26 protein-coding genes and 1 pseudogene are annotated in these 18,810 nt (G+C 51.1%); 1 reads left to right on the forward strand and 26 read right to left on the reverse strand.

Features of this window, described 5'->3' with window-relative positions; all coding sequences use genetic code 11:
* Positions 1-2 precede the first annotated feature (2 nt).
* The 25 genes and pseudogenes from AC0IXI_RS14780 to AC0IXI_RS14900 all read right to left on the reverse strand — a co-directional run bounded on the left by AC0IXI_RS14780 (position 3) and on the right by AC0IXI_RS14900 (position 17,137).
* Positions 3-752, reverse strand: a complete 750-nt coding sequence (locus AC0IXI_RS14780; protein ID WP_471682683.1) for a phage minor tail protein L — start codon at positions 750-752, stop codon at positions 3-5.
* The gene (locus AC0IXI_RS14785) at positions 749-1,096 is read right to left on the reverse strand and encodes a phage tail protein (RefSeq protein ID WP_134183291.1); all 348 of its coding nucleotides are present in this window, start codon (positions 1,094-1,096) and stop codon (positions 749-751) included. Before AC0IXI_RS14785 ends, AC0IXI_RS14780 begins: the two co-directional genes overlap by 4 nt.
* 44 nt (positions 1,097-1,140) lie before the next feature.
* Positions 1,141-1,563: a hypothetical protein gene (locus AC0IXI_RS14790; protein WP_471682684.1), complete on the reverse strand. Its 423-nt coding sequence runs from the start codon at positions 1,561-1,563 to the stop codon at positions 1,141-1,143.
* 58 nt (positions 1,564-1,621) lie between these two features.
* A pseudogene (locus AC0IXI_RS14795) lies at positions 1,622-4,125 on the reverse strand (phage tail tape measure protein).
* The gene (locus AC0IXI_RS14800) at positions 4,106-4,420 is read right to left on the reverse strand and encodes a phage tail assembly protein T (RefSeq protein ID WP_471682685.1); all 315 of its coding nucleotides are present in this window, start codon (positions 4,418-4,420) and stop codon (positions 4,106-4,108) included. Before AC0IXI_RS14800 ends, AC0IXI_RS14795 begins: the two are co-directional and overlap by 20 nt.
* An 8-nt stretch (positions 4,421-4,428) precedes the next feature.
* Positions 4,429-4,713, reverse strand: coding sequence for a phage minor tail protein domain-containing protein (locus AC0IXI_RS14805; RefSeq protein ID WP_471682686.1), 285 nt, complete (start codon positions 4,711-4,713; stop codon positions 4,429-4,431).
* Positions 4,683-4,838 carry a phage minor tail protein domain-containing protein gene (locus AC0IXI_RS14810; RefSeq protein ID WP_471682687.1) on the reverse strand — a complete coding sequence of 52 codons (156 nt, stop codon included), beginning with the start codon at positions 4,836-4,838 and terminating at the stop codon, positions 4,683-4,685. The genes AC0IXI_RS14805 and AC0IXI_RS14810 overlap by 31 nt, the downstream gene beginning before the upstream one ends.
* A 37-nt stretch (positions 4,839-4,875) precedes the next feature.
* Positions 4,876-5,613 carry a phage tail protein gene (locus AC0IXI_RS14815; protein ID WP_134183299.1) on the reverse strand — a complete coding sequence of 246 codons (738 nt, stop codon included), beginning with the start codon at positions 5,611-5,613 and terminating at the stop codon, positions 4,876-4,878.
* A gap of 7 nt (positions 5,614-5,620) precedes the next feature.
* Entirely contained in the window at positions 5,621-6,019 is a 399-nt protein-coding gene (gene gpU / locus AC0IXI_RS14820; RefSeq protein ID WP_471682688.1) for a phage tail terminator protein, read from the reverse strand.
* Positions 6,016-6,570, reverse strand: a complete 555-nt coding sequence (locus AC0IXI_RS14825) for a phage tail protein (RefSeq protein ID WP_471682689.1) — start codon at positions 6,568-6,570, stop codon at positions 6,016-6,018. The genes gpU and AC0IXI_RS14825 overlap by 4 nt, the downstream gene beginning before the upstream one ends.
* Positions 6,571-6,578: 8 nt before the next feature.
* Positions 6,579-6,854: an ATP-binding protein gene (locus AC0IXI_RS14830; protein WP_471682690.1), complete on the reverse strand. Its 276-nt coding sequence runs from the start codon at positions 6,852-6,854 to the stop codon at positions 6,579-6,581.
* Positions 6,847-7,170 (reverse strand): DUF2190 family protein, encoded by a 324-nt coding sequence (locus AC0IXI_RS14835; protein ID WP_471682691.1) that lies wholly within the window; start codon positions 7,168-7,170, stop codon positions 6,847-6,849. Before AC0IXI_RS14835 ends, AC0IXI_RS14830 begins: the two co-directional genes overlap by 8 nt.
* A gap of 80 nt (positions 7,171-7,250) precedes the next feature.
* Positions 7,251-9,248, reverse strand: coding sequence for a ClpP-like prohead protease/major capsid protein fusion protein (locus AC0IXI_RS14840; RefSeq protein WP_471683233.1), 1,998 nt, complete (start codon positions 9,246-9,248; stop codon positions 7,251-7,253).
* A complete protein-coding gene (locus AC0IXI_RS14845; protein ID WP_471682692.1) occupies positions 9,217-10,719 on the reverse strand; it encodes a phage portal protein in 1,503 nt (500 codons plus the stop codon). Before AC0IXI_RS14845 ends, AC0IXI_RS14840 begins: the two co-directional genes overlap by 32 nt.
* A complete protein-coding gene (locus AC0IXI_RS14850; RefSeq protein WP_471683234.1) occupies positions 10,716-10,910 on the reverse strand; it encodes a hypothetical protein in 195 nt (64 codons plus the stop codon). Before AC0IXI_RS14850 ends, AC0IXI_RS14845 begins: the two co-directional genes overlap by 4 nt.
* Positions 10,911-10,929: 19 nt before the next feature.
* Entirely contained in the window at positions 10,930-13,041 is a 2,112-nt protein-coding gene (locus AC0IXI_RS14855; protein ID WP_471682693.1) for a phage terminase large subunit family protein, read from the reverse strand.
* Positions 13,041-13,529 (reverse strand): DUF1441 family protein, encoded by a 489-nt coding sequence (locus AC0IXI_RS14860; protein ID WP_471682694.1) that lies wholly within the window; start codon positions 13,527-13,529, stop codon positions 13,041-13,043. Before AC0IXI_RS14860 ends, AC0IXI_RS14855 begins: the two co-directional genes overlap by 1 nt.
* 206 nt (positions 13,530-13,735) lie before the next feature.
* A complete protein-coding gene (locus AC0IXI_RS14865) occupies positions 13,736-14,077 on the reverse strand; it encodes a DUF2190 family protein (RefSeq protein ID WP_471682695.1) in 342 nt (113 codons plus the stop codon).
* A 34-nt stretch (positions 14,078-14,111) separates the two neighbouring features.
* Positions 14,112-14,927: a phage tail tip fiber protein gene (locus AC0IXI_RS14870; RefSeq protein WP_471682696.1), complete on the reverse strand. Its 816-nt coding sequence runs from the start codon at positions 14,925-14,927 to the stop codon at positions 14,112-14,114.
* A gap of 280 nt (positions 14,928-15,207) precedes the next feature.
* The gene (locus tag AC0IXI_RS14875) at positions 15,208-15,423 is read right to left on the reverse strand and encodes a hypothetical protein (protein WP_471682697.1); all 216 of its coding nucleotides are present in this window, start codon (positions 15,421-15,423) and stop codon (positions 15,208-15,210) included.
* Positions 15,424-15,453: 30 nt separating this feature from the next.
* Positions 15,454-15,708: an Rz1-like lysis system protein LysC gene (lysC, locus tag AC0IXI_RS14880; protein WP_471683235.1), complete on the reverse strand. Its 255-nt coding sequence runs from the start codon at positions 15,706-15,708 to the stop codon at positions 15,454-15,456.
* Positions 15,596-15,991: a DUF2570 domain-containing protein gene (locus tag AC0IXI_RS14885; protein WP_471682698.1), complete on the reverse strand. Its 396-nt coding sequence runs from the start codon at positions 15,989-15,991 to the stop codon at positions 15,596-15,598. The genes lysC and AC0IXI_RS14885 overlap by 113 nt, the downstream gene beginning before the upstream one ends.
* Complete coding sequence (locus tag AC0IXI_RS14890; protein ID WP_471682699.1) at positions 15,988-16,467, reverse strand: TIGR02594 family protein; 480 nt, start codon at positions 16,465-16,467, stop codon at positions 15,988-15,990. The genes AC0IXI_RS14885 and AC0IXI_RS14890 overlap by 4 nt, the downstream gene beginning before the upstream one ends.
* A gap of 2 nt (positions 16,468-16,469) precedes the next feature.
* On the reverse strand, positions 16,470-16,745 hold the full coding sequence (locus tag AC0IXI_RS14895) for a phage holin family protein (protein WP_151994660.1): 276 nt from the start codon (positions 16,743-16,745) through the stop codon (positions 16,470-16,472).
* Positions 16,742-17,137 carry a putative holin gene (locus AC0IXI_RS14900; RefSeq protein WP_471682061.1) on the reverse strand — a complete coding sequence of 132 codons (396 nt, stop codon included), beginning with the start codon at positions 17,135-17,137 and terminating at the stop codon, positions 16,742-16,744. Before AC0IXI_RS14900 ends, AC0IXI_RS14895 begins: the two co-directional genes overlap by 4 nt.
* Positions 17,138-17,259: 122 nt before the next feature.
* On the opposite strand from AC0IXI_RS14900, the gene AC0IXI_RS14905 reads away from it, so the two are divergent.
* Positions 17,260-17,928 (forward strand): hypothetical protein, encoded by a 669-nt coding sequence (locus AC0IXI_RS14905; RefSeq protein ID WP_471682700.1) that lies wholly within the window; start codon positions 17,260-17,262, stop codon positions 17,926-17,928.
* A 118-nt stretch (positions 17,929-18,046) separates the two neighbouring features.
* Here AC0IXI_RS14905 and AC0IXI_RS14910 read toward each other — a convergent pair whose 3' ends face one another.
* Positions 18,047-18,805, reverse strand: coding sequence for an antitermination protein (locus AC0IXI_RS14910; RefSeq protein ID WP_471682701.1), 759 nt, complete (start codon positions 18,803-18,805; stop codon positions 18,047-18,049).
* Positions 18,806-18,810 lie beyond the last annotated feature (5 nt).

Genomic DNA, 18,810 nt, shown 5'->3' on the forward strand with positions numbered 1-18,810 from the left:
AGCTATCTCCTCAGGAGGTTTGCGCCGGGGAAACCTCCAAAATCGAGCGGGTTGTCAGCGCCAAAGCGAGCTTTGCAATCCACCATCAGGCCAGAACATTTATCCTGTGACGGATCGGGAACAGCGTTCCCCTTCAGATCGAACATACGAGGACCGTTATAAGAGCAGCCATCACCAGAACGGTACTGATTGCGATTTGCCCAGCAGCAACTGGCCGTAATTTGCCGTGTCGGTATCAGCAGCCCCTGCAAATCCATAGGGCTGGATAGCTTAAACTCAACAACCTCATCGTCTTCATTTGTCTTGCTGTCGATATACCAAACCTGCTTTTTTACCTGCTGCGGATCTGCTGTTGGATTACCTTCGGGGAAGTTTTTGGCATCGAGATAGTGCGTAAAGGTATCGAGAACTGAGACTTTCGCCTGGGCCATATCATCGAACCGAAGGCACATCGCAGTCGCCACACCATCGATGTTTGCAACCTTTAGTGACGGCTCCGCAGTCTGACCGTCACTGGAGGTGTCCAGGCCCGTAATTTCAAACGGCCAGGCGCTGTATTCCAGACCACCGAACCAGACGGATTTCGCGGATAGCTTGTCTTCATCGCCACCAGCAGCATCAATTTCTTCAGGCGTATGAGGAATAGTATTAGCGTGAAAATAAAAATGGCCCGCACCAAAGGCTGAGCCATCTATTTCAACGAGCCGGATTGTATTACCTGGTTCAAGTTTCTGAACATCATTATTAATCATGGTGCGAATGCCTGTTCAAATGTTGCTGTAACAATTAACAGTGTCTTGCCTTTCACGGCTCGCTTCAGGGAATCAGCTGCAACCCGATAAAGCCCCTTCTCTCCGTATGGTGGCGTGAAAATAAAAGCCTTTGTTTTATGACGAGAAAGGAAGTTGTAGATTTCCATCGCTCGCGCTGCTTTCCCAGTAAAAGAATAAGGAAAGGAAAATTGCGAGGGGTTCAACCCATCGCCCGTTACTTGCTCATAGCCATCACCAAATTGAGCTTTGCGGATTCGGTCTTTTACATCGAGCGTAGGCTGTGTAGCAGTCTGAACAGGCCAGTTGAAAGTTTCTATTGCCATAAACCGCCCATAAAAAAACCACCCGAAGGTGGTTAGATAATTGTTTAATTGAGAGTTGTGGGTCGAATATCCATATCACCATCAGCACTGGTAAACACTCTGAGATATTTGTGCTCTTCGGGTCTTAAGCTAATGTAGCGTTCCTGTCGTTCTCCGCTGGCACCACAGAGTCCTCGCCCCTCAAGACCCGCACCAACTACACTTTCGCCAGTTTTAACATAGAAGGTTGCCTTCTCACCTGGATCAAGTTTCGCGGCTACCTCACCATCAATATAAACAGATGCGAAACAACCCGCCCCACCAAATCCGCGGTCACGAATGATTGTCAGGCTAGCCTTCTCTTTAGTGGGATCTTGAAATTTAAATAATCGTTCAGAAGGTGCTAATTTAGCTTGGCTGGGCGGAGTTACTGTAGAAGAACATCCAGCTAAACCAATCAAAGTAAGTGCCAGAATTAAAACTTTCATCGTTATCCCTTTGATTAATATGTTTTGCACATACTAACCAGGGGGTGAATGAAAGCAACTACCGCTTCTGTTGCGCACTCCATATTATCCCACCCGGGCGCAATGCCTTCCGAATTCCTTCCTGGATACTCGAATCAACGGTCTGCTGATATGCCCGCCCTAACGCATCATTATTGCTATTGGATTGAGTCTGACCATTTCCAGTTTGCACAGAAACAGGTGCATAAACTGATACACCAGCAACCAAAGATGACCTCGTCCCACCGCCGCCTCCAACGTAACCACCTGATGCATACCCGCGCATCATCTGATAAAGATTCCCAACGCCTATTCTGCTGGTTGCCTCTTTGGTGAAAACAAACTCCCCACGATGGACAACGCCGGCAGGGTCATATTTCCCACCAGAACCTGTGTAACCACCGTCAGCCCAACCCATAGCCGTGGTGGCAGAATCAACCATCCCGACCATAGCTTGTTTAACGAGGATCTGGCTCAACATACCCAGAATCGATTTTGTGAAGTCGCCAAAATTCGATTTCCCGGTCATCAACATGTCTGATAACCCTTTGCCCAAACCGTCAAATGTTGCCGAAGCGACCGACTTCATCTGACCGTAAGCATCTCCAGCAGAATCCGCATAATCCGCCCACGCGGTTTTGGCGCCAGCCTCCCAGTTGTTACGCAGCGTATCCTGTTCGCCATAATATTTTTTTAGTGCCGCAAGCTCATTCTGGTAACCCTGATCATTCTCGGAGCCGCCTGCATTTTTCCAACCCTGCAATAACTGAGCTTCCTCAAGACGACGCTGGGTGGCGCGGCTACTCTGCCCCGCGCTTTCAGTTAACGCTTTGGTCTTCTCCCCCATCTGCGTGACATATTTCTGCGAAGCATCCTGGAGGCGATTAAGCCTTTCCTGGATAACAATTTGATCACCAAGACCGGCGTTTATCTCAGCCTGCGCCAATACCTTATCTTTGTTGGCCAGCAAAGACTTTTCATCATCACTGAGCGTGCGGGTTCGGGATGCCTGCTCGAGGATGGTAAACTTTGCCTGCTGCTTCCATAACTCCTGGCGCTGCTGGCTGATTTTGTCGTTGATACCGGAATGCTTACCGAGAACCTCAAGCTGAGTCTGAAGCTCAAGTGTTTGCGCATTGGTGGTATCGGTCAGTTTAGTGCCGCCAGGTGTGCGGGTTTTCGCGGGTTTCTTTAACGAATCCTCGTACTCTTTTTTGGCGGCAGCCATGTTGACGTTGTAGTCAGCCTGAACGATTCGCCCTTCTTTAAGCGCTTTATTCAGTTCGTTCTGGCGTGCGGTGTACTTCTCAATCGCAGACTGTGATTTGGTGTAATTCGCCTGTGCCTGCTGAGCGTATTTCAGCTTATCGGCTTCTGCGTTCGCTTCACGCTTCGAATTTTCCAGGCCCAACTGGGAATTACGGGCTTGCTGTTGCGCCATATCGAGCGCCACGCGAGCCTGTTCTCTGTCTGTCCAGTAACTTGCGCGGGCATCATCTTTAACGAACGGATCGTTCTTACGCAGGCTCCAGATTTTGTCGGCTTTATCGAAAGCATCCTGCGCTTTCTTCAGCATCTGCTCGGAAGTATCCGGACGCCCGACATCCAGCGCCGCATCCCACATCGATTTAAACGCGTTGGACAGTGAATCAGCTGCTGATTCAATTGTTCCCATATTGTCGCGGATAGATTTGCTCTGCTCATTAAAACCAGCAGTAGCAACCTCATTTGCCGCCTGTAACGCCCCTGCGGCATCGCCAACACGCTGGAGCGCGGCAACATGAGCAACCTGTTCGGCAGTGACATTATGAAACTGTTGCGCCATGGCCAACAGGCCGGACGCGGGATCATTCGTTAACTTGCCAAAAGCTTCAGCCACCTTTTCAACCGGCAATCCGGAAGCGTCAGTAAATTTCGCGACGGAGACAGCAAGGTCTTCAAAGTTCGCTCCGGCACGCACACCCGAATTGACCAGTGCGGTCAGTGCCTCGCTGGTCTGATTGAAGGTTAAGCCAGACTTTTCACCCGCTTCGGCAATGCTCTGCATGCGCAGCGCTGTTAACCCGGCAGCATTGCCCGACAGGACCAGCGTTTTATTGAAATTAGAAAGGGTGGCGGAACCCTGATAGAACGAATAAGCCAACGTTCCGGTTGCCGCAGCAAGAGCACCAATTCCCAAAGCTGCAGGGGAAACGGTACTCAGTAACGCCGAAAACATCGGTCTGATACCGCCAAACATATCTTTGACCTGCCCACCCTGCTGGAGCAGGATCAGCCAGGGGCTTTGCCCCCAGCCAGCTGCGTGGCCACATCGGTAAACTGTGCAGGTAGCATGCGCATGGCGTTGCTGTACTGACCAACAGACAAGCCTGCTTTCTTCGCCGCAATTTCCTGCTTAGAGAATGATTGCTGCACCTGAAGAGCGGCATCATTCGCTGCCTTTCCCGTAACACCAAACGACTTTTTGACTCGCTCAACCTGTTCCTGAAATTTTGCAGCGTCCAGGTCAAGATCGACAATCAGATCACCCACTGCCTGGGCCATAGCGCATACCTCCTAAACTTTCAGCAACTGACATGATGGTGTCGTCATCCATCTCACCAGGTGCTGGTATTTCAACAGGCGGATTAAGAAGACTAAAATCACGAGGGGTGGCGTCGGTATCCTTGCAGAGCATTGACACGACAAGATGGCTCAAGCGGGAAAAGTGGGTATCGAGCTGATCAGTTTGAAAATACTGATAGCTGTAAAAACGACCCCACTCGGCAAACTCAGTAGATGACATGCCGGCGAGCATGTTGCGCCAGTCCGGACGGTTAAATTCCCTCGCCAGCTTCATGACAAAATTCAGCTCACCGGCGTAAGCTTTTCCGCTGTAATGTCTTCCTGCTCCGCCTGACTTTCACCCCCGGTCGACGCTTCTGGCACTGGCGGGATCATATCTGACAACTCTTTAACCTTGAGATCCGCAGCACCAACCATTTCAACCGGCCAGCCTGACATGACCTGCTGATACAGGGCTTCTACATCAGGCCCGGAAGTATCAGCCTGCCAGAGCGACATGGCGACCACACGGCCACCAAGGCGAATATTACGGGCAATTAAAAGACGATAGAGTTCATCACCGTCCAAACCTTCAGGGATTTTTTCTCCTCATCTGCAATGTGCTGCAGATGTTGAAGACGATGAAGCGCTGAGAGTTCGTAAAGCGTGACGGTATGACCGTTAAATTCAAACGGTTCTGATTTCAGAAACATGGGGGACTCCAGGAAACAGGGGCCGCAGCCCCTTCAATCAGGAAATGGTGACTTTATCGATGCCGACGAACAAACCATCATTGGTCATCACGATGATTTCAGCCGAGCCAGTCGCTTTACCGGTGATCGTTAACACATCACCATTGACTGCGACCGTCGCTTTGGTTGGGTCAGAACTGGAAACACGGAAGGTTTTATCCGTAGCGCCAACTGGATTGACCGTAACGTTAACGGTGTCAGTTGCGCCGACAGCAACAGTTGAGGTGGTTTTATCGAGCGTAACGCCGGTTACTGCCACAACAGGTGCGCGGGTTTCTTCAGCCAGCGATGGTTTACCGTTGTTACTGATTTTCACCGAACGAGTGATAACTTCTTTCGCCGGGATAGTTTTACCCAGGCTGCTCACCCAACCTTTGAACACATCAACGGTGCCGTTCGGGTACTTGATTTTGTAGGCGCGAACATCACCGGCGTAGAACCAGTCCACCAGACCTTGCTGCCCACTTTCACCAGGTTTCCATGCCAGAGTAAAACTGGCTTCGCCCGCTGATTTCTCACCCTGAGCCGTGTTTGCCCAGTCGGCATCCTCGTCATCAATGTAGGTGTCGTCGTACGATTCAGCCGTCAGCTCGCCAGGCGTAATATCTTTAATCTTTGCCGTTCGGGTCCAGTCGGTATCACTGGTCGGGTTGGCGTACGCATCGCCAGTACCGGTATAAATCCAGAGTGTGGTACCTGCACCCTTGACGGGTAAAAGAGGGTTAGGGGTTGGCATAAAAGCCTCACATTGTATAAGAGAGAGAATATTTCATGTCAGCTGAGCCCCAGGTCGCCATTTCATCATCGCGCTGGTAGTCGTAGCCCTGTGCTGCCATGGTTTCGATAAGAGTATTCAGGTCGGGAATATTGCTTAAGCTGGGATAAACGCGACTTTCCATCCACTCATCCAGAGCAGAGTCAGTTTCGGAAGCTTTCAGGAAAACCTCGATATGCAGGGTTGCGTTCCACATATCCTCATCGATGGAATCTTCCGATGATTGCGCATCGGTTAAGTAGACAGCCAGCGCGGGAAGGTCTTCGGGGTCGAGCACCGCAGGACGACCATCAAACCAGGTAACCGACTCTGTGATCCCTTTTTTGAGCGCAGTAAGGATCGCCGCGCGTATTTGCGGATGTTTCATTTAATCAGTACCAGTCTGAGTTGCTTACGGAGTGCTACAGCCATTTCTCTGGGCAGGTCAGTTTCGGTGAGCTTTGTACTCTGCGCTTTAAACGCAGTGGTTAAAGGCTCAGCCATCGGAATGCTGACGACCTTCAGGGGATAACGTGCCGCCGTTGTTCGTTGCAGAACATGCCAGCGACCGTTACTGAGCTGCTGGATGAATGCCCCCGGAAAACGGAATTTCCCCACGCGTAACTCACTACGCACACCATGCTTATCCCGCTTACGACGCGACAAACGGACACTTGCGGTACCTAACTTGATGGCGGGTAAATTACCGCGATTCACCCTGATGGTGGCTTGAGGTTTACGCACCGTGGCTTTCTTTAATCTGGCGCGTTGGTTTACCAGCTTGCGCTGGACCTTTGTTTCATTTGCTACTTCGCGGGTACTACGGCTGATTGCTCGAGTAGCGATACGGTTGATCGCCTGCGAGGATGCGCGGGGTACGGCGGTCTTGCTGATGCTGTCGAGGTTGGCAATGGCCTGCTCCAGTCCCTTGATCGACATAATGCCTCCTACTCGAGCCAGATTTGGGGTTTACCGTTAAAGGTTTTCTGGCGGGTCACCTTGTACGTTTTCTCCTGCCAGACAACTTCATCTCCTTTGCGGGGTTTCAGTGTGGTGGAGAACACCACCAGCGACAGCCCCTCACCTGCCAACGGCCCCATTTCGGCATCAAACTGGCTTTCAATAGCGCGGGTGGGCTCGCCATTAATCAGTACCGGCTCTCCCATAACGGTTACCGTGGCCGCATCCATGCGGGCGGTAAACTGGGCTAACGGACTAGCCATTCAGACGAACGGCAACCGTGGTCGTGTTCGCTGCCGCCGCCTCCCACGCTTTACCCGCAGGCGTGGCGCCAGTTCCATCAATCTGGACTTTTCCATCTTTGATGTTGAGTGCTTTGCCCTGAGGGATGTTGTCACTGGCAAGCTTAGGCAACTTGACGACGCCGCTGGTCACCCCTTCACCCGACTCACCCGCTGGAATATCTGCTATGGCTACTGCCAGCAAATCGCCCACAGGAACAGGCGTGCCACTAAGAATGGCGTCGGTCCCGGTGTTCTTAATCGTGATGGTGTGACCATCCTGAAGGTAATTTTTCATGAGATTTCTCCACGGCCCCGCTCAGGAGCCGTTTTTCAGATATAAAAAAAGCCCTTTCGGGGCACTGGAGGGGGTAATGATTACTTACCGGAGGATTTTACCAGGCCACGATAATCCAGTGGCGCCACACCTGCATCGATGCGCACTTTCGTGGCGATACCGTCAGTGGTGAAGCCTTCCAACTGGTCGATGTATGGCGTATCAACACCGTTCAGATACGCCACTTCGATGGTGTCCGAACCTTTTGCAGCAGCCAGGTACCATGCAGCCGAATCAACATCATCCAGACGCGCTTCGGAAATAACCTCGGCAAAGTTCTGGATTGGGTTATTAATACCGGAATTAACATCAGCGCCTTTCACGCTGGCAGACTTAATCGTCTGGTTAGCGAGGGTTTCCAGAGCAACCGGAACAAGCACATAAGCTGGACGAATGTTAAGTGCGCGAGTCCCTTCTTTCTGAGTGCGCATTAACTTGCGACCGCCATCCAGACTGGTTGTGCTGATCGCACCAGTAGCCATGTTTTTGTGATCTGCATGGAACAGGGTTTTACCATCGGAAAGTTTTTCATTGTCAATCAGAACCGCATAAACCAGATCGCCGATGGTTCCTTTAGCTGCGCGGCCCATCTTCATCGGCACATCGGTTAACTGGTTCAGGTCGTCGTTAATAATCGCCTGGCGGGTAACGGAGAAAATTTCACCGTAAGTCGCCAGCGCAATAGTTTCGCCTTTGTCGCCAGTAGTGACGTATTTGTACTCAGCCCCTTCGCGCACCTTACGCAAAGATGGGAAGCCGCCCAGGCCGACGCGGTGTGCCGTTTTAAAGTCAGACAACTGGCCTTTTTTAGTCCACAGCTCAAAGGATTCATCCGCTTCCTCCCAGCCCTGCAACAGGGATTTATTCGCCACATCAAGCAGGATATTGCCGAAATCGGAGGTGCTGTGCGTGAGTGAAAAACCGATCATCTGCATTGGGTTATAGGAAGCCACACCAAAACCGCGCTCTGTCAGTGACATACGCGCCATCTCACGCATAGTTGTGCCGTTGTAGACGTTATCACGCTGCATGTCTTCATAACCTGCACGCGCCATCAGTGCCTGACGAATACCATCGCCGACAAAATTACCGTTGCCAGCGTACACATGTGCCTGGGTTTGAGTCTGCGTCGACTTGTTGGAAGGCGTCGCGCTTTTACCCAGCTCTGCCAGCAGCTTATCTTTCGCCTGCTCAACCGAACATTCAACATCAGCCACACACTGAGCCTGAAGTTCCTGGTGTTTACCGCCGAACATAGCGAACAAATCCTGGATATTGTTTACGCGGGCCTTCTGCTCGGCAATCACCTGCTGGCGAATGTCAGTTGCGTTGGCGTTCTCCGGTGCGGTGGTCACCGGCTGGGTGATAGTTGGCTGCGGGTCACGCTGTGCTGTATTACGTGGTGGTGTGATCATGTTGCGGATTGTGCGTGGCATCTTCTCGAATTCCTCGATACGTTTTGACTGAATACAGGCCATGGCCTGAAGGGATGGAGTAACTTCGTCGGCAAAACCCAGCGCCAGACATTCAGCACCGGATAACCAGGTTTCGTCCTCCAGCATGGCGGCAATCTCTTCCTGAGACTTTCCGGTTTTTGCCATATAGGCAGGGATAAGGACGCCCTCGAGCTTATCCAGCAAGTCGGCGTAATCACGCATGTCGTTCGCGTCACCACCCGTGAAGCCCCACGGCTTGTGGATCATCATCATGGTGTTTTCCGGCATGATGACCGGATTGCCTACCATGGCGATGACCGACGCCATCGATGCGGCCAGACCGTCGATATAAGCGGTAATCGATGCGCCATGGTGTTTCAGGGCATTAAAAATGGCGATGCCATCAAAGACATCGCCACCAGGGGAGTTAATGTGAAGGTTGATATGAGTGATATCACCCAGTGCTTTGAGGTTGGCCACGAACTGTTTTGCCGTCACACCCCAGTAGCCGATTTCATCGTAGATATAGATGTCGGCGGAGTTACCTTCCTGCGCCTGCATCCGGAACCAGCTATTTTTTGCGCTGGCTTTCGGGCGGTTCATTACCCGGTTTTTCTTCCTGGCCACTGGTGGCTCCTTTGTCATTAGCCGGGTCGGTATCGAACACCAGCCCCTGTTTACGGTTTTCATCGATTTCCGCTTTACGGCGTCGTTTCACATCATCCGGGTTCGCCCCACGGGCACGAACCCATTCACTTTCTGTTGCAGCCCCACCGCGTAGCAGTATTTTCCAGGCATTAGCCTCTTTAACGGGGTCAATCCATGGCATTACCGGACCGGAGAATACCGCGCTGTAGAGCGATTCTTTATCCACACCAGCCGGGACGGTGATTTGCCCCGAAGCAATTGCCATACTCAGCCAGGCGCGGTACATCGGACGGGTCACAGCGGCAATGAAGGCATCCTGCAGAATGAAATACCCTTCCGTGGACTCCACCAGCTCCTGTCGCTGGGCGCTGTAGGTGCCATCATAATTACGGGCGATACTGGAAAAGCTGCCGCGAGAACCCGCAGCAACCGCACGCAATTGACCATTACGGAAGGTTTCAAGGTTAGGATTTGGCCGGTCTGATTTAATCATCCCGATATCTTCGCCGGGGCGAAGATCATCAAACAGCATGCCCGGCTCAATGTTCAGTTCACGTGAGCCGACTTCATCGTCCGGGTAGGACTGCCCATCCCCTTTTTTGATGAACATGCCCAGCGCAGCAGCAATGCGAGCAGCGGTTAATTCCGCATCCTCATATTCTTTGAGTGCGGAAAGGCGCATCAGCACACCAGCGAGCAATGAATTTCCACGGATTTGATGCAGACGGCGCATGAATTTAAGGTGCAACATTTTGTCAGCACCAATATCTTTGGTGTCGCCCTGCTTCATACCTTCGGCTGGCAGGTTTTTGTAGACCAGGTACCGGGTTGGTCTGCCCCAGTCATTGAGATAGACACCCTGGCATAATTTGTTAGCCGGTTCGCTACGCTCCATCGGCACAAAATCAGGCTCCAGCGCTTCCAGCCAGAATGGAATACCTGCAACCGGCTCCAGGCCATTTCCGGTGCCACTCACGAGCTGCGCAAAAACCTCCCCGTCACGTAACCAGGTTCGTGCCATCAGACGTTCGAGTACCGGACGTGTAAATTGCCCCGTTACCTCAGGTGAAACTGACCACTCAGCCCATTTGGCACGAATATCAGCAGCCAGCGCGTTGGCAAGCCCTCCGTTTTTCAGTAATGGCTGAGGTTCAACGATGATCCCCTTTGCTCCCACAATGCGCTCTTCGAGCTTGTCGAGCAGCCCTATAACCAAATCATGGTTACAGTCGAGCCAGCGGGCCTGCTCTCGCAGAGAGCGTCCGCCAAATTGAGTAAGCTGATTAGCCGAACGATTTTCCCGTTTTGCCCGGTGTGTACGAGTGGGTAATACCGCCTCGTAAGCCTGGATCATCATGCGGGACTTGAGCCTATCGGCCTTCCAGCCAGGAGAGAACAAACCGATCAGATTGTCGAGTGAACTCATCGCGAGAACCTCGCCAGTTTGAATCCACTTCGACCACTATTAGTCGCATTGGCCGTAGCTAATTTTCGCTCCCATTCCTGGCGACCTTTGCGGATCTCGCTCAGGTTTTCCATTGTCATCTGCTGACCGTTGAAAACGATGGACTTACCCTGAAGGATTGCCAGCTCTGCTTCGGTGTAGCGTTGGATCATGTCCTGAATACTTGTAGTGTTAAGCGTCACACCCACCCCCTGAATTAGATGGTGCCCATGCCGACTCGCGGGCAGGTTTCGTTGTCTTTGTTGCAGATACTGGCGGTAGCGGTTTCGCAACTGCCGCCACAACCGGCGCATCTGTTGTGGGTTCATCCACAAGATAGGTTTCACGACGCGCCCATTCCGGCGCATCAGGCCATTTAATCTTTTCGTAGCCGTGGAGAATGACCAGAGCATGTGCATACACCATGAGGTCAAACGCTTCGTTAGCGCCCTTACCGGGCTTCGTCCATTTGCCATCTACAGAACGCTCCTCATAAGTCAGTTCGTCGTAAAACCAGCTGCCCAGCCAGTCCGGGAAGTGGACATAGTTCGCCCCCGGCACATCACGCCACAACGCATTGTTGATCCGGTCTTTAAGAGCATTGGTTTGGAGAAGGTAAAGCGGGATATCGCCAGCCGCTTTTGCCCGGCGGGTTGAGCGACCAGTATTGTCCGGGAATGTGCGGGTGATCAGTTTGCTGCGTGTCTGGCTGTCACCTTTAAATAACCAGACTTTGCGTTGCATACCGTCACGGCGGCAGCGGCGCCAGAATTCATAGGCATTGTCGGTAACACCATCCTCACCACCGGAATCCACTGCCATTGCCAGCAGGCTCATCCGCTTTCCGGGTTCGCCATCGAGCGCCCAGGTTTTATCGAGGACATCAGTGCGCAATAAATCCCAGTCTTCTGGATAGCTACCAGGGTCAATGTGCAGGCTTTCGCCCTCAGCATTGCAGCGCATGGACTGAGTAATGTTGTAGCGATCGATAATCCAGCGCTCACCCTGGGCGCCATAGCCAATGACCTGAACAACGAAGCGGCGATTCTTACCGCCCTGAACATCGACGGTCGCCACCATAAATTGCACACCAGCCGGAACCCTGCGTTTCTCGACCAGCTCCGCACGCAGCTGAAGTTCGTCACCTTTGCGCTGCTCGAGGCTGGAGCGCGGCAGATAGGGCAATCCCCAGTCGGTATTGATGACCGTCTTGAGTGTTTCTTCGCTGCCGTTGACTTCATATTCCTGCTCGGCGGTCAGTAGTTTGTAAACCAGCTGCTGCCAGCTCTGGTATGCAGCTGCCGGACCTTCCATCCAGAATGAAGCGATACGAGAACGACGGGCATCACCCGTTACGTTGCCCCCTCGGTCAATTTTCTGACCTTCACGCAACCAGATGCCCTTCATATTCAGGCTGCGTTTCATATCCGCAGTAATTACCCCGGAACACGACGGGCACATAATATGAGCAGCTTCACTGGCTTTCACCGGGTCGCTGATTTCGCGATATCCGGCCATGGCCTTCATCTCAGGCTGGAAATGTTCACCGCAATGCGGGCAAGGCCAGTACCAGCGACGGCGATCGCCGCGGTTATAAAGAGATAAAATTCCGGTTGTAGGTGGCGCTTCATGCTCGGAGCTGCGACGCCATTTGGTATCGCGAATATCACGCCCCGGAGAGCTTTCCACCAGCGTCATACCGGAGGACATAAAGGTGGTCGTACGTTTTGATGCCAGTGAAAAGGCATCACCCTCCCCGTCAATATCTTCCGGGAAACGGTCATAATCAGTGAGCGCTACGCATTTGTAGTCTGATGAGGACATGATATTGACTGAGGGCCAGCCAATTTTGAGGTAATTACCTGCCCGGAATGTGCGGTCGTAAACGTTGTTATCGTTACGCCTTGGGCTGAGTCGCTTCGCGACCTGCGGACTACAGCGAAAAGTACGATCGAGACGCTTTTTAGAGTGCTCACGCGCTTTCTCTTCCGTCATCTGAATAATCAGCATGTCGGACGGGTCACAGACAACGTTGTAAACCACCCAGCCGTCAATCAAGCCAATCGTCTTACCGGTTCGCGCCGGGCCGACAAATACCACGGCGTCATACTCACGCGAGGCCAGACAGTTCATTGGCTCGATAACGTACGGGGCTAAATTCGGGTCCCATGGGACAGAGTTTCCAGCCCCCATCGGCACGCGCATATATTCACTGACCGCATCGGCCACCAGCATGCGGCTTGGGGCACGAAGTATTCCAGGCACATCCCTGCGGATGCCCCGGGCAGATGCCCGCTTCGCCATCAGTCCTCCTCTGGCTCTTCCTCCTCCGGTTCAGCGTCCAGAACGCGCTGGGCGATCTGGTCACGTAAATCATCAATAATGCTTTGCACCCGGCTCACCGCGACAGGCGTCAGCGCACAGTCACGCTCCAGGATATCCGGCAGTGTTTCGAGCACCTGCACAACGGCTTTTGCCATAACTGAAAATTCACGCGCAACCTCGTCAGCCGGGATCAGCTGGCCCGTATCCTGTTCAAACTTGAGACGTTCGTTTTCGGCTTTCCAGTGCGAGAGTCTGTCGGATGGCTGCATATCTTCAGTGGAAACTGAAACGCTCGGGATCATCAGCTCAGTTAACACATCGGTGATGAGGTAGAGCTTCAGTTTGCTGTTACTGCCGGGTGCCGGAGGGACGTTTTTAAGACGGGCGGCGACGGTCTGGCGATGAACGCCAGTAATTCCCGCTAGCTGATTGATGTTGAGTTTCTGGGTAGCTACTTCCTGGTCCATGATGGTGAACACTTTCTGAACGTTTCGACATCTTTGCAAATTGCCATTCTTAGAAAACAGCAACTTACGCACATGATGATGATGACCCTAAAACATGAAAACTAGTCGTTTTCCGCGTGCCCGCCGCCTCGTGGCAGGCCGGATCCCCGGGAGTACCTTTTCAAATGATAGTGATTATCATTTAATGTGATTTTGGTCGGTGCGGGTCAGAAGCCAAGACGAACGCGCCCTTCGGGGTCGTTCGGGTTAGTCGTGATCCACGCGGTGCCAGCGAATGCGTTAGCATCTGCACCGTCCTTCTCATCAGATGTCAGCTTGCCGTCTTTGGTCAGCCACAGTTGTACACCACGCTGCCACGTTCCTGCGGCAACCTTGGGCAAGACAAACACGCCGGTCATCATCAGCTCACCGTCTACATCAACTGGGATGTCGTGCTGGGCGATACCAATAAGATCACCAACAATTACCGGCTGACCTGATGCCACGTCTTTACCGGTACCGTTCTTCCAGTCCATGGTACTGCCGTCCTGATAGTAGTTCTTAGCCATTGGAATACCTGCCTGATTGAAGGGTTGATATGAACTAACGCTTTTGAATAGAGTTATGAATGAGGCCGCCTGGACGCAGGCTGGCCTGAATAGCTTTCGCGATAACGGCGCTTAACTCTTCATCATTGTGCTGGGTATTGATGTTCACAGTAATGACATTGCCGTTCTGTGGCTGTTTGAGCGCGTTGGCGCTGGCAAGGGCATTGCTTATAACAGCACCTGCAAACTTCACCTCACCACTGCTAACTGTGAAATGCTCAGCCTGAAACACGACCTCTTTTTGAGGTATTAGCTCAGCGAACAATCCGCTCTCACGCACTGCATCAATAACAGCATCGCGCATATCGTCAGATAGTCGGGTTTTCGTGGCGGCGTCACCTACACCGACAGCCATACCTGCAGCGTACTGCTTTCCGCCCTTATCAGTGCCCACTTCAATGGTGTAGCCGCTGCTTAGCTTGCTACTGGCTGGGTTTTCCCCGAGAAATGATGCATCAAAACCAACGGCATCAGACCCTGGCAAGTAGCCACCGACAAACTCAACCGGCAGGCTTTCCCATGACACCGGCTGGTTATTATCACCTATACGCAAAGCAATAATCTGGTAGCCATCTGGCACAATCACATCGCGAATGATGTTGTATTCACTTGAGCTACTACCCGAACCAACCGCACAACCAACCATGAAGCCATCAAATGTTCCGCGCTGTTCCCATCCTGGCTTGACGGCATACAGGTGAACCCGATACTTCTCGCCAAGCCTGATCGCATTGCCCTGGTCATCATGGGTGACTATACCCATCGGTGGTAATGCCACCTTCACGCGGCTTATCTGGTGAGTATTCTTCATATTCATTTCCTTTTAGATGTGAGCCTGTCGCACGACAATACTGCCCGAGAGGTAACGGTATTACCTAGGCTCACTGCTGAAAGACTCTCTTTGGTGCGCGTGCGATGCGCATAAAAAAGCCGCTCGGACAGAGCGGCATAAAGATTTACAAGTACGAAGTAACATTATCCGTTTTTAAGCTTAGTGAGCCTTAGACGTAATGCCACATCTCATCAGCGGGGATGAGCGCATCGTCTGTGCGACCCGATAATCTCATTGGTTTTTAATAGGATATTTTTACTTATTTCCATCCATTCGAAACATCAGGAGCACCTACCTTATCAATCGCCTTAATGTCTGTTTCATCAAACCATGAATTCACTGCACGCCCATCACCTGCTTTGTAATGCACATAGTAAGCATTGATATGATCGGAGTACTCCGTCCGACCTTTGATGTGGCCCGCTTCACCGCTTACAGCAATTTTTACCACTTGATTAAGTTCGAACTTAAACATGGATATTTCCTCTTAATGTAAAAAGCCCCGCTATTGCGAGGCTCGTGATTGCCCAATGGTGCGTATATCTGCTTTATCCCTATTGCACTGCCCCAGCGCCGACAGCAGGCTAACGTTCAAATCAAGACTTCCACCCCACGTCATATTGTCGGGAATATCTGGGTATGGTGTTTCAGCGGTCAGGCTTGCTGGCAACTGTACTGGCGGTACCGGCACGTAGACCGTCTTTGTATTGCTGCATCCGCTTAACTGCGCCAGTACGGATAACAACAGGAGCGCAATCATCACCCGTAACAGCAGCTTTGATGTCGCTCGCGGCTCTCTGTGACTCCAGTGCGATTTGCTGTTTAGCATGCTGGTTTGTCTCCAGGACAATGTTGGTGATAGCCACGGTTTTCAGGACGTTATCCATAATCGCGCGGTTACTGTTGTTCGCACCCTCTAGCGTGGTCAGGCTGGCATCAATGCGTGTGTTTTCATTCCAGAGCCACGCAATCACCACCAGCGCGGCAATAGTTAGCCACCAGCGCCAGTGTGTTTTAAGCGAAAGCAGGAAATATTCAATCATGCCTCGCTCTCCGAACGGCTCCCGTTCATCACCGGTAGTGGTCGAGTATCTTTCGCCTCGATCACTGGCCAGCGATAACTAGATACACGCGGACGCTGGAAAGCGCGGATATTAATGGCATCGGACTGATTACCGCCCAGCACCATCAAATCACCGTTTTCACGTTGCCCGACAACGAATCCAACATGGCCACCGCCGTCGCGACTGAATACAACAACACAACCGAAGGCTGGTTCGCGTAACTCTGCGCCCCAGTTGAGGTAGGACTTCGCAGATTCAAAGCGGGTTGATTTGATTCCGACTCGCTCGAGCATGGAACCGACAAAGGCTGCACACCATGGCGTTTCGTCATCTTTGATTCCACTGCGTTTGATGTCTTTCCAGAACTGAAGGATGAGAGGGTTATGACGTGGGCCTTTGATTTCTAACTGACCTAAATACTTTCGAGCTTCCACCAGCCAGCGTGGTTCTTCCATTTCTAACTCCTTTTTCCAGTAATGTTCCCCCGCGAGTTCAACATCACCAGCAGGAGTATGAAATTCACAATGACTTCGGAGCGGTCCACAATTGTGTAGTTACCTACCCATACGCGAATTGGTATTGAGATGAGGGCGACCATCGCCAGCCAGGCAATAATCGAGTAATGCAGCTTGTGACGAGAGTCAGTGCGCTGGTATGTCGCAATAATGATTGCCGTCGCCAGACTGATGACAGCATTTGCCTGAAGCCAGATGAAAGACGCATCAACTATCATTTTCCCTCCCCGGCGGTCGCTTGCTTCTCCAGCCGTGATTTGTACATGAGGACAAAAGTGATAATGACCGCAGCAGCTACCATCGCGCCGATGGACTCAGGAACAGGGATAACTTCGGTTCCTGGGGCAATCTTTCCCAGTGTGGTATTCAGTGTGGCGTTGAGTATGGCGGTCATGTACTTCGCGCCAATCAGACCTGCCAAGAATGAAGCCAAGCCATAAAGCAACTTTTCCCACCAGTGCAGGTTTCTGGAAGTCAGCACATAAAGCGTGGCGCCAGCGAAAGCACCAAGTATTACCCCGGCATCAGTGTTAGCCCACAAACCGGCAAACGTGACAGTAGTCACCACAGCATGAGCTGTAGCAGTGCCGGAGATAGGTTCTGCGGACATTGCAACCCCTTTTAATTTAGAGCCGCTCCAACAGCGGTAGAGAAAGAATGCATTACTATCGCCCTGTTTTAACGTAACATTTCCTCAATGCATGAAATCCATTTTATATAAGGAATGAATTTATGGACTCAACAACGATAACCGTAATTTGTACATTAATAGTTGCAATAATAACTGGGTTACTGACTTACACAGCATCGTTATCAACTAAAGAAAAGGAGGTTAAGTTAGCTGTATATGAAAAACTTGGGATAGATGCGCATGATATTATTGAAAGAGTTGAACACAATACAAGCTGGCTATCGTACACATTTCAACTAAATAAAGAATTAACCAGAGAAAATATAATCGACGCATACAACCGCGTAGATATAGATGTAAGAAAGATTCGAGAACTACGAGTTCGCATCATGTTTTTTGATAAAGAGATATTTGAACAATTTGAATTAATTACAAAAAAACATGGCGCCCTGACAACCGAGGTCTGCGGGCACTGGAGATACGACAACCCAAACCACACTACCCCAGATATAAAATACACATCTTACGAAATCAGAAAATATACCTTCAGATTAAATGAATTAAAAGATGAAATAAACAAATTAAAAAATAAATTACTTAATGAGACATCTGAGAAGTACAATAAAACATTATCAACTTCATCCGCGATGATAAAATATATAATTGGCCTAGCAGTGGTTTTTATTATTTGTGCATTAACACTTTCATATGTTCAAAAAACTGAGCGGGAAAAACCTACCCCAAAAGAAACTACCATAATTTGCCTATAAAAAACCCGCCAAAGCGGGTTTAGTAACGGTAGACATACAAAGCCCATCGTTAGAGAAATCCTAACCAGTTTTTTTGAACTTTGCAAGCAACGTGTCGGTATAATTCATAACTACGTTGCTATCTTGTGACATCACGCAATCGAGCCTCGGCAAATGCCTCTTCCTGCCAGCATTTGGTTACCAGGCGATTAATAATGTCTGCGTACCCGCTGTACCACTGGTAGTTCGACAGATCCGGAACGAGTTTTTCCACCACTACACGGGCCAGAGTTGTTGGCACGCGGCTATAGCGATTTCCGTTGCATCGTCCGCACACCTTCATGACCGGGACACCATGCAGCTTGGTACGTTTCTCATCAAGTACTGAACCCTTACCTTTACATCCACGGCATGCAGTGCTTACCTCACCTTTACCGCCGCAGTGGTGACACATCTCCTCGACTACTTCCGGTTTAACATGCGGACCCACTCCTTTCACGCCAGGGTGTTTAACCACATCCCGAATAGAACGATGCAGGCCAGCCCCAACACAATGTTCACATATGGCTTTGCTGGCCGCCGAACGCGAGTAATCCGCAAATGCGAATCTAGCCAGGCATGGCACTATTTCATTGCGGGCTTCATCACTAAGTCTCTTGAGTACGGGGTTATTAAGTGCCATGGCGTAATTTATCAGCCCTTCAATTGCTGGCTCTGGTGACTGAATCCCCATCTTCGCCAGGAACAAATTAAATCCTAGTGGTGCTTTGGACTGCACCATCCCCTGCGCTGCCATAACGTCTGTAATAGTCAGTGCATCACCGCCAGTAGCCGGTGCGACATCATTCAGCTTTGGTGACTTTGGCGAATAAAATTTTGGTAATGATTCAAGGTTCATACGGT

This window comes from Buttiauxella sp. AC038, from assembly GCF_979253565.1.

What these genes read in the sequence shown, in the direction of transcription:
- AC0IXI_RS14905 (WP_471682700.1), top strand. Translation starts at nt 17,260, where the DNA reads ATGGACTCAACAACGATAACCGTAATTTGTACATTAATAGTTGCAATA.
- AC0IXI_RS14815 (WP_134183299.1), bottom strand. Translation starts at nt 5,613, where the DNA reads ATGCCAACCCCTAACCCTCTTTTACCCGTCAAGGGTGCAGGTACCACA.
- AC0IXI_RS14800 (WP_471682685.1), bottom strand. Translation starts at nt 4,420, where the DNA reads ATGAAGCTGGCGAGGGAATTTAACCGTCCGGACTGGCGCAACATGCTC.
- AC0IXI_RS14900 (WP_471682061.1), bottom strand. Translation starts at nt 17,137, where the DNA reads ATGTCCGCAGAACCTATCTCCGGCACTGCTACAGCTCATGCTGTGGTG.
- AC0IXI_RS14870 (WP_471682696.1), bottom strand. Translation starts at nt 14,927, where the DNA reads ATGAAGAATACTCACCAGATAAGCCGCGTGAAGGTGGCATTACCACCG.
- AC0IXI_RS14855 (WP_471682693.1), bottom strand. Translation starts at nt 13,041, where the DNA reads ATGGCGAAGCGGGCATCTGCCCGGGGCATCCGCAGGGATGTGCCTGGA.
- AC0IXI_RS14810 (WP_471682687.1), bottom strand. Translation starts at nt 4,838, where the DNA reads ATGTTTCTGAAATCAGAACCGTTTGAATTTAACGGTCATACCGTCACG.
- AC0IXI_RS14835 (WP_471682691.1), bottom strand. Translation starts at nt 7,170, where the DNA reads ATGAAAAATTACCTTCAGGATGGTCACACCATCACGATTAAGAACACC.
- AC0IXI_RS14910 (WP_471682701.1), bottom strand. Translation starts at nt 18,805, where the DNA reads ATGAACCTTGAATCATTACCAAAATTTTATTCGCCAAAGTCACCAAAG.
- AC0IXI_RS14780 (WP_471682683.1), bottom strand. Translation starts at nt 752, where the DNA reads ATGATTAATAATGATGTTCAGAAACTTGAACCAGGTAATACAATCCGG.
- AC0IXI_RS14885 (WP_471682698.1), bottom strand. Translation starts at nt 15,991, where the DNA reads ATGATTGAATATTTCCTGCTTTCGCTTAAAACACACTGGCGCTGGTGG.
- gpU (WP_471682688.1), bottom strand. Translation starts at nt 6,019, where the DNA reads ATGAAACATCCGCAAATACGCGCGGCGATCCTTACTGCGCTCAAAAAA.
- AC0IXI_RS14890 (WP_471682699.1), bottom strand. Translation starts at nt 16,467, where the DNA reads ATGGAAGAACCACGCTGGCTGGTGGAAGCTCGAAAGTATTTAGGTCAG.
- AC0IXI_RS14825 (WP_471682689.1), bottom strand. Translation starts at nt 6,570, where the DNA reads ATGTCGATCAAGGGACTGGAGCAGGCCATTGCCAACCTCGACAGCATC.
- lysC (WP_471683235.1), bottom strand. Translation starts at nt 15,708, where the DNA reads ATGATTGCGCTCCTGTTGTTATCCGTACTGGCGCAGTTAAGCGGATGC.
- AC0IXI_RS14790 (WP_471682684.1), bottom strand. Translation starts at nt 1,563, where the DNA reads ATGAAAGTTTTAATTCTGGCACTTACTTTGATTGGTTTAGCTGGATGT.
- AC0IXI_RS14875 (WP_471682697.1), bottom strand. Translation starts at nt 15,423, where the DNA reads ATGTTTAAGTTCGAACTTAATCAAGTGGTAAAAATTGCTGTAAGCGGT.
- AC0IXI_RS14865 (WP_471682695.1), bottom strand. Translation starts at nt 14,077, where the DNA reads ATGGCTAAGAACTACTATCAGGACGGCAGTACCATGGACTGGAAGAAC.
- AC0IXI_RS14850 (WP_471683234.1), bottom strand. Translation starts at nt 10,910, where the DNA reads ATGATCCAACGCTACACCGAAGCAGAGCTGGCAATCCTTCAGGGTAAG.
- AC0IXI_RS14830 (WP_471682690.1), bottom strand. Translation starts at nt 6,854, where the DNA reads ATGGCTAGTCCGTTAGCCCAGTTTACCGCCCGCATGGATGCGGCCACG.
- AC0IXI_RS14785 (WP_134183291.1), bottom strand. Translation starts at nt 1,096, where the DNA reads ATGGCAATAGAAACTTTCAACTGGCCTGTTCAGACTGCTACACAGCCT.
- AC0IXI_RS14860 (WP_471682694.1), bottom strand. Translation starts at nt 13,529, where the DNA reads ATGGACCAGGAAGTAGCTACCCAGAAACTCAACATCAATCAGCTAGCG.
- AC0IXI_RS14840 (WP_471683233.1), bottom strand. Translation starts at nt 9,248, where the DNA reads ATGAACCGCCCGAAAGCCAGCGCAAAAAATAGCTGGTTCCGGATGCAG.
- AC0IXI_RS14845 (WP_471682692.1), bottom strand. Translation starts at nt 10,719, where the DNA reads ATGAGTTCACTCGACAATCTGATCGGTTTGTTCTCTCCTGGCTGGAAG.
- AC0IXI_RS14895 (WP_151994660.1), bottom strand. Translation starts at nt 16,745, where the DNA reads ATGATAGTTGATGCGTCTTTCATCTGGCTTCAGGCAAATGCTGTCATC.